Raw genomic sequence first — 8,483 nt, forward strand, 5'->3', positions numbered from 1 at the left:
ATGAAAAAACAATATATGAACTATATGAAAAGCTGCCTGCTGGTAATGATAGCCTGCCTTGTAAGTATGGTGGGAGCGGCACAGGGCTTCTCTCCCGCCGCTATGGAACAATTGAAAACAAGACGACTATGGTCTCATTCACAGAATGCTGCCGGTATGCCATTCGATGATATTCAGAATTATTCGAATGTTATATTGGGATATGACTTACAGGACGGAAACTATTGCCGTCCGCAAGAGGGGCAGAAAGAGGCTATCGTAGGTGTATCCAGTGAAGGCTTTATCAATCTGAAAAATGCATATGTGTGGGGAGCATTTAATTTTGCACAAAAAAATCTGACAGATGCCGGATATAACGCCTCCATTGCCGATCCATTCAGGGGAATGCCTTACTATGTCGCAGACCAGCACTTAAGCAAATGGAGAAATCAATATTACGATCTGAAGTTTCGTGCAGCTACTCCTTTACTTGGTAATCATTGGGCATTGGGGTTGGAAGGTAATTATGTAGCTACATTAGCTGCCAAACAGCGCGACCCGCGTGTGGATACCCGTTTTTATACGCTGGGACTGACGCCGGGGATTACTTACAAGTTGAATAATTCACACAAGTTTGGTGCAAGTTTCAAGTATAGTTCTATCAAGGAAGACTCAAGAATGAGTAATGTCAACTCTTATGTGGATCAGGACTATTATATATTATACGGTTTGGGAACAGCCATAAAAGGAATAGGCAGCGGTGTAACCAGCAATTATATTGGAGACCATTTCGGTGGAGCTCTCCAGTACAACTTCAGTATGCCCTCTTTCAATTTACTGCTTGAGGGCAGTTACGATGTAAAAGCGGAAACTGTTCAGCAGAGCTATACGACTCCTAAAAAAATAGCCGGTGTAAAAGATAAAACTGCTCATGTTTCTTTAACGATGATTCAGGAAGGAAAGGACTATACCAATTATATGAGAACCACATATACAAATCGTAACATCGATGGTATTCAGTATATTTCTCAACGCGATAACTCTGAATCACAAAGTGGCTGGGTGGAATTATATAATAACATCCGTTCTACGTACAAGGCACAAACCGCTTCTCTTAATTATGCATTAAGCAGAAACCGCGGGAATGAATATAGTTGGAAAGCAGAATTAAATGTGAATTATACCAAGCAAGACGATGAATATTTAATGCCTAATTCTGTACAGAATGCAGAAAATTTATCTTTAGGCTTAGGTGGCAAAAAAAATTTTGTTTTAGGCAATAGTTTGAATCGCAGGCTTTTAATAGATGTTCATGTTGCGTATAACAATAATCTGGGAGGTGAATATGTATATGGTGGCAGCCATGCAGACTATCCAACTGTAACCGAATTACAACAAGGGCTGACTAATTATTATACCTGTGATTACTATCGTATTGGCGGGTCGATAACGTATTCGCAACAAGTCAGAGAAAACAGACGTATGAACTTATTTGCAAAAGTTGTATTCGATCGTGTAAATACCTCTGACTATGATTATGATGGGCGTACTCATTTATCGATAAGTTTAGGATGTAATTTTTAATGCTACATAACGAAATCTATATTACAAAACATGCGTAAATTAATAACTGGAAGTTTGATGCTCTGCAGCATATTATCTCTGCGGGCACAGACATTTGTTAAACCGGCTGTGAAAGTAAAGGACACCTCTTTTGCTGTAATTACAGATAAAGGGACATTTCAGGCTTGTGAAGCCGAGCTTAAAGCCTATCAGGAGATTCTAGGAATGGAAGGGTTGCCTACGTTCATCGTATACAATGAATGGAATAAACCGGAAGATGTAAAGAAAGTTATTGTTAAGCTCTACAAAAAGGATAAATTGGAAGGAGTGGTATTTGTCGGTGATATCCCTATTCCAATGCTCCGCAAAGCCCAGCATATGACTTCCGCTTTTAAAATGGATGAGAAAAACAATGACTGGAGAGATTCTTCAGTGCCCAGCGACCGTTTCTACGATGATTTCGACCTACAATTCGATTTTTTGAAACAGGACAGTGTCGAAAATAATTTCTTCTATTATAATTTGGCTATAAAATCTCCACAGCAAATTCGGTGTGACATATATTCTGCACGTGTCAAAGCTGTTGATAACGGCGAAGAACCGCATGCGCAAATCAGCCGCTATTTTAAAAAAGTGGTGGCTGAGCACCAGATAAACAATAAATTAGACCAATTCTTCTCCTATACAGGTGATGGCTCTTACTCTAACTCATTGACTGCATGGACACCGGAAACCTTTACTATTCGCGAACAAATGCCGGGCGTATTCGATAAAGAGGGACGGGCCCGTTTCATCCGTTATAATTTCAGCGATTATCCCAAGGACGATGTCATTAATATGCTGAAACGCACAGATCTGGACTTGTCTATTTTTCATGAGCATGGTATGCCCGAACGTCAATATCTTTCCGGTAGTCCCGCTACTAATAGGTGGAATGCTCATGTAGATGCAATGAAGTACTATTATCGTGGTTTAGCGCGTAGAAAGCAAAACAACAAAAAGTCTTTCGACGAAATGCTGGATATGATGAAAAACACATACGGTTTGGACACTACTTGGATTGCAGGCTATGATGATCCCAAAGTAATTGCAGAAGATTCTTTACTAGACCTGCGCACCGGTATTATCCTGTCGGAAGTTACAGAGTTTAAGCCTAATAGCCGTATGGTAATTTTCGATGCATGCTATAATGGTGATTTCCGAGAAAAAGATTACATTGCCGGACGTTATATCATGTCGGAAGGAAAATGCGTAACTACTTTTGCCAATTCAGTCAATGTACTGCAAGATAAAATGGCAAACGAGATGCTCGGCCTGTTAGGTATGGGAGCACGAGTGGGGCAATGGGCTAAATTGACGAATATTCTCGAATCGCACATTACCGGTGACCCTACTCTACGTTTTCAATCTATCAATGAGGTAGATGCCAATGCTTTGTTCAAAGAACCATATAGCGAGTCCCGCATGTTGGAGTTATTACAGTCGCCCTATGCCGACATACAGAATTTTGCTTTGCACAACCTTTATCGCAATGACTATCCGGGTATTTCTGATTTATTAAGAAAAACTTTTGAAACTTCCTCGTTCATGATGGTACGTTTCACCTGCTTGGCATTGCTTGAGAAGATTAGTGACAAAAACTTCCGGGAAGTCTTACACTTGGCCATTACGGATTCCTATGAATTTATTCGTCGCACCTCTGTTCGTATGATGCAACATGTGGGACTGAACGAGTATGTTTATCCGCAAATCAAAGCCTATGTAGAAGACAACCTATCCGAGCGTGTGGCATTTAATGTGAGTTTGGGGCTTCAAGTCTTTGATCAGGCAGCCGTACAGGCGGCAATTGATAAAGTAATGGCTGAGACCTATGTGTTGCAAGACAAGGAGGAGATGCGTAAGGTTTTGGAGAATGCCAATAATAGTCGTAGCATGCAAAAAGAGTTATTAAGCAAAGAAACTTCCGAACGTTGGCGCATCCTTTATTGCAATTCTCTGAAAAATCATATGGCACATGCCTGTGTAGACGGCCTCTTGGCTTTACTTACCGACTCCAGTGAAAGTGAAAAGCTAAAAACCTGTTTATTGGAGGCTTTTGCTTGGTTCACTCATTCTTATCGGAAGCCTGACATCCTTCGGGTATGCGATCAACTGAGAAAAGATAAGAGCTTATCCGAGAACCTTCGTGAAGAAGCCGACCGTACATATTACAGACTTAAAAATTAATTGGCCATGATTAAAAAAATAATATATCTGGCATTTCTTTTGCCATTGGCAGGAAATGCACAAACAACAGTCATAAAGCCATTGGTCAAACAACCTACCGCTTTTGCTATCATAACAGATAACCAAACTTATGCAAATACCAAAGATGCCATGCATCAGTACAAAACTGCGGTTGAAGATGATGGTTTGGCAACTTATCTGATCAGCGGTGACTGGCAAAATCCAGATCAAGTCAAACAGATAATCATCAAAACATATCAAGAATGCCCTTCATTGGAAGGTCTGGTTTTAATCGGCGATGTGCCTGTCGCATTGGTACGTAATGCGCAACACATGACTACTGCATTCAAAATGAATGAGAAAGCCTTTCCTTGGGATCAGTCTTCCGTACCTACCGACCGCTTTTATGATGATCTGAACTTAAAGTTTGAGTTCATCAGGCAAGACTCAGTAAATCATCAGCATTTCTACTACAAATTGACAGAAGACAGTCCCCAGCGGCTAAATCCTACTTTCTATTCAGCTCGTATCAAGTATCCGGAAAAAAAGGAAGGGGATAAATATGCGGCCATTGCCTCATATCTGAAGAAAGCTGCTGCTGCCAAGGCAGATAAGCATAATCAATTAGATCGGGTATTCTCATTCAATGGTGCTTCTTACAATTCCGATTGCCTGATTGTATGGATGGATGACGAAAAAGCTTATATGGAGAACTTTCCATTAGCTTTTGGTCGTCAAATGGGATTCAAACATTGGAACTTCCGAATGAAACACCCTATGAAATATAAGTTATTCAGCGAATTGCAACGAAAGGACCTTGACTTATTTATGTTTCATGAACATGGAATGCCAACAGGGCAGCTTATTAATGATGAATTGGCATGCACTGATTTCAATAATCGTTATAAAATGTTGAAGAGTACACTTTATAATGCAGTCATGTCCCATGTTGGAAAACGTGACAAAGACACCTTACGTATTCAGATGCAGGAAAAACGACAAGTGAATGAGGTGTTTTTTAAAGACCTGGACAATCCTAAGTTCTGGGAAGCAGACTCTCTTCACTACGCTGATGAACGTATCGTAACGGAAGATTTAATGAAGAGAAATCTTTCCACTAATCCGAAGATGATAATGTTTGATGCGTGCTACAACGGTTCTTTTCACGAAAACGACTATATAGCAGGACAATATATCTTTAATGACGGTCAGACATTAGTAGCACAAGGAAATACCCGTAACGTATTGCAAGACCGCTGGACTATTGAAATGATTGGTTTGTTGTCCCATGGTGTACGAGCCGGGCAATACAATAAGCTAATCGTATCACTTGAAGGTCATTTGTTTGGTGATCCCACTTTCCGTTTTGCTCCTATCGAAGCCAATACTTTAAGTACCGATATAACAATACACAAAGATGACAAAGCCTATTGGAAGAATTTGTTAAACAGCCCATACGCTGATGTACAAAGTTTGGCCATGCGTATGCTGGCTGACGCCGATACCCAAAAGGAATTATCTCCGTTGCTCCTGAAGAAGTACCGGGAAAGTGGCTTCAATACGGTTCGTATGGAAGCTATCAAGTTGTTGAGCCGTTATCAGGACGACAACTTCATCGAAGCATTACGCGAAGGTTTGAACGATACTTATGAAATGGTAGCTCGCCAAAGTGCCATTTATGCTGGATTTGTAGGTGACGATTCCTTATTGCCCGCTATTGTGGAAGCATTGGTCGAACATAATGAACGCTTACGCGTACAAATGAGTGCCAACAAGGCTTTAAGCCTTTATCCGAAAGAGAAAGTAGAAAAGACAATAGAAGACTTTTATGCAAAAGTTGACCGTTTGAATGAAAACGAAGAGAAAAAACGATTACTAAGAAGCCTGGAAAGAATGTTTGTACAAGAGGCAAAAGTCCATCAGACCTTGATGGATGTAGCTGCACCGGAAGCAAAACGTATCAGTGCAATCCGCAATGTGCGTAACTATACATTCCATTTCCACGTGGATGATTATTTGAATGTAATTCGTGATGCCGGTAATCCACAGGAAGTACGTGTAGTAATGGCCGAAGCATTAGGTTGGTTTACTAATTCTGTACAACGGCCACACATTCTTGAAGAAATAAAGAAGATGCAACAAACAGCCAATCTTCCGGAAGATTTAAAAGCAGAGCTTGAACAGACAATCAAAAGATTAAGTTTATAAATATGAATAAATACATCCTTTTGGCAATTACCGCTTTGTGCTTACAGGATATGCAGGCGCAAACAGTTGTACATCCTAGTATAAAAACAAAGACTACTTTTGCAATTGTAGTCGATCAGAAAAGTTATGATGAAGCGAAAAGTGAAATTGATGCTTATCGTACCAGTATAGAAAAAGAAGGTTTAGGTACTTACTTGCTAATTGATGATTGGAAAAGGCCCGAACCTATTCGTGAGCAACTTGTCAAATTGCATGAGAATGAGAAAACGCCTTTGGAGGGTTGCGTATTTATAGGTGACATCCCTATTCCAATGATTCGTGATGCACATCATCTATCTTCGGCTTTCAAAAGGTCTCCCAAAGCCAATTGGCAGAAATCAAGCGTTCCTTCCGACCGTTATTATGATGACTTCGGATTAAAATTTGATTATATTAAACAAGACAGTTTGATACCTGACTATCATTATATGACATTGCGTGCTGATTCTAAACAGTATATTTCACCGGATATTTATTCGGCCCGTATCCGTCCATTACATTTAGAAGGTGAGAACCGTTATCAGATGCTACGCGATTACTTAAAAAAGGCAGTTGCCGAAAAAGCAAAGCAAAATGCATTTGACCAACTGACTATGGCCCGTGGCCATGGTTACAATTCTGAAGATCCTTTGGCATGGAGCGGTGAGCAAATAGCCTTACGTGAGCAATTGCCGCAAATATTCAAATCGGGTAATACAGTGAAGTTCTATGATTTTAACATGCGCTATCCGATGAAACCATTATACTTGAACGAGATTCAGCGCGAAGGATTAGATGTCATGCTATTCCATCACCACGGTGGCCCCACCATGCAGTATATCAATGGCTATGAAAATGGTTCCGGTATTAATTTGAGTATTGAGAATGCCAAAATATTCTTGCGAAGCAAAGTGCCTTCATACGCCAAGAAACATGGGCGTGAAGCTGCTATCAAAGAATATGCCAAGCAGTATGGGGTGCCTGAAAGTTGGTGTGCGGAAGCTTTCGATGAGGAGAAAATAAAATCGGATTCCATTGTAAACCGTAATATGGATATCTATACTGAAGATATTCGTCTTTTGACTCCTAATGCGCGTTTTATATTGTTCGATGCTTGTTTCAACGGTTCTTTCCATTTGGATGACAACATTGTAGGCTCTTATATATTCAATAAGGGTAAGACCATTGCTACTATGGGATGTACGGTTAACACCATTCAAGATAAATGGCCGGATGAATTTCTCGGCTTGTTAGCTGCCGGTATGCGCATCGGGCAGTTCACTCGTTTTACCTGCTTCTTGGAAAATCATCTGATCGGTGACCCGACTTTTCACTTCACCAATAATGCCGGGCTGGATATGGACATCAACCAAGCTTTAGTTGCGCAGGAAGGAAATGTTACATTCTGGAAAAAACAGCTGAATTCCCCTATGGCTGACATGCAGGCAATGGCGCTCCGTCAATTGTCAATGGCAAATTATAGTGGTCTCGTTGAGTTGCTGAAGAAAAGTTACCACGAATCGAACTATTTCGTTGTGCGGTTGGAAGCATTACGCCTATTAGCTTTGAACTATCCGACAGAGGTTGCCGATGTATTGCAGACAGCCATGAACGACAGTTATGAACTGATCCGTCGTTATGCGGTGGAATACGTTGAAAAGAATTGCAATCCGGAATTGTTGCCGGCATGGATAGAAAGCTATTTATTACGCGGACATGAAAACCGCCATCGTTTCAGAATTTTTAGTGCTATCAACACGTTCGACCATGATATGGCTTTGAATGAATTGAAGAAACAGGCTGCCGATTGGTCTTTCTACGATTCTTCCTATGTGAATGAATTGTTAGAATACCTTCCTCGCCAAAAGAAAGGACTTGAAAGAGATTTTGCACTTATTGACAGTCCGGAAAGTACTACCAAACAGATACAAAGCGAAATAAGTAGGTTCCGAAATAAACCTATTGCTAAAGCTATTGAGCCATTACTGAACATTATAAAAAATGAAAGCCAAGAAGAAGAACTTCGCATATTGGCTGCTGAAACATTAGGCTGGTATAATTTATACTATAATAAAGCAGATATAATCAAAGAACTTAACACATTTAGAACTTCCAATCAAAAGCTAATGAACGAAGTTACCAAAACAATTAATAGGCTGAAAAGTCAAAATAGGTAGAATCATCCAAACGATGAGATAGACCGGATCCAAAGGGCGGTTCTGCCATTCCTGAGCAGCCTGGTTGACTTTGTTCGTGATGATGGAAATAGCTGATGTGGACAGTTCTATCTCATAGATTTCACGCATCTCCTCTTCTATGTCTGACACGCTCATTCCTTTGGCATATAGGGAGATAACAAGTTTTTCTTTAATATTATCGACACTATACAGGGACATTCAGTAAATGTCTATAGTATAACTCCTCAACCAGTTCCAGACACCAATCGTAAGTATTCGGCCAACTACAGGTATTAAACCTTTATATACAAC

The 8,483-nt window shown here is 40.3% G+C and carries 4 protein-coding genes and 1 pseudogene; 4 read left to right on the forward strand and 1 reads right to left on the reverse strand.

Going from position 1 to position 8,483, the window contains the following annotated elements; translation table 11 throughout:
• Genes DXA54_RS22275 through DXA54_RS22290 form a run of 4 tightly spaced genes read left to right on the forward strand, consistent with a single transcriptional unit; the run spans window position 1 to window position 8,171 of the window.
• Window positions 1-1,563: a DUF6850 family outer membrane beta-barrel protein gene (locus DXA54_RS22275; protein ID WP_008768947.1), complete on the forward strand. Its 1,563-nt coding sequence runs from the start codon at window positions 1-3 to the stop codon at window positions 1,561-1,563.
• A gap of 30 nt (window positions 1,564-1,593) precedes the next feature.
• The gene (locus DXA54_RS22280) at window positions 1,594-3,768 is read left to right on the forward strand and encodes a HEAT repeat domain-containing protein (RefSeq protein WP_005651733.1); all 2,175 of its coding nucleotides are present in this window, start codon (window positions 1,594-1,596) and stop codon (window positions 3,766-3,768) included.
• Window positions 3,769-3,774: 6 nt separating this feature from the next.
• Window positions 3,775-5,976 carry a HEAT repeat domain-containing protein gene (locus DXA54_RS22285; protein WP_004311266.1) on the forward strand — a complete coding sequence of 734 codons (2,202 nt, stop codon included), beginning with the start codon at window positions 3,775-3,777 and terminating at the stop codon, window positions 5,974-5,976.
• Window positions 5,977-5,978: 2 nt separating this feature from the next.
• The gene (locus tag DXA54_RS22290) at window positions 5,979-8,171 is read left to right on the forward strand and encodes a hypothetical protein (protein ID WP_004311265.1); all 2,193 of its coding nucleotides are present in this window, start codon (window positions 5,979-5,981) and stop codon (window positions 8,169-8,171) included.
• A gap of 3 nt (window positions 8,172-8,174) precedes the next feature.
• Here DXA54_RS22290 and DXA54_RS22295 read toward each other — a convergent pair.
• Window positions 8,175-8,348: pseudogene (locus tag DXA54_RS22295) on the reverse strand (transposase); the annotation flags it as partial.
• Between the last annotated feature and the right edge of the window lie 135 nt (window positions 8,349-8,483).

It is taken from the genome of Bacteroides sp. OF03-11BH, from assembly GCF_003604005.1.
GTDB lineage: Bacteria > Bacteroidota > Bacteroidia > Bacteroidales > Bacteroidaceae > Bacteroides > Bacteroides ovatus.

Bases quoted from the DNA above. Each gene is read 5' to 3' on its own strand.
- DXA54_RS22290 (WP_004311265.1), top strand. From the start codon at position 5,979: ATGAATAAATACATCCTTTTGGCAATTACCGCTTTGTGCTTACAGGAT.
- DXA54_RS22275 (WP_008768947.1), top strand. From the start codon at position 1: ATGAAAAAACAATATATGAACTATATGAAAAGCTGCCTGCTGGTAATG.
- DXA54_RS22280 (WP_005651733.1), top strand. From the start codon at position 1,594: ATGCGTAAATTAATAACTGGAAGTTTGATGCTCTGCAGCATATTATCT.
- DXA54_RS22285 (WP_004311266.1), top strand. From the start codon at position 3,775: ATGATTAAAAAAATAATATATCTGGCATTTCTTTTGCCATTGGCAGGA.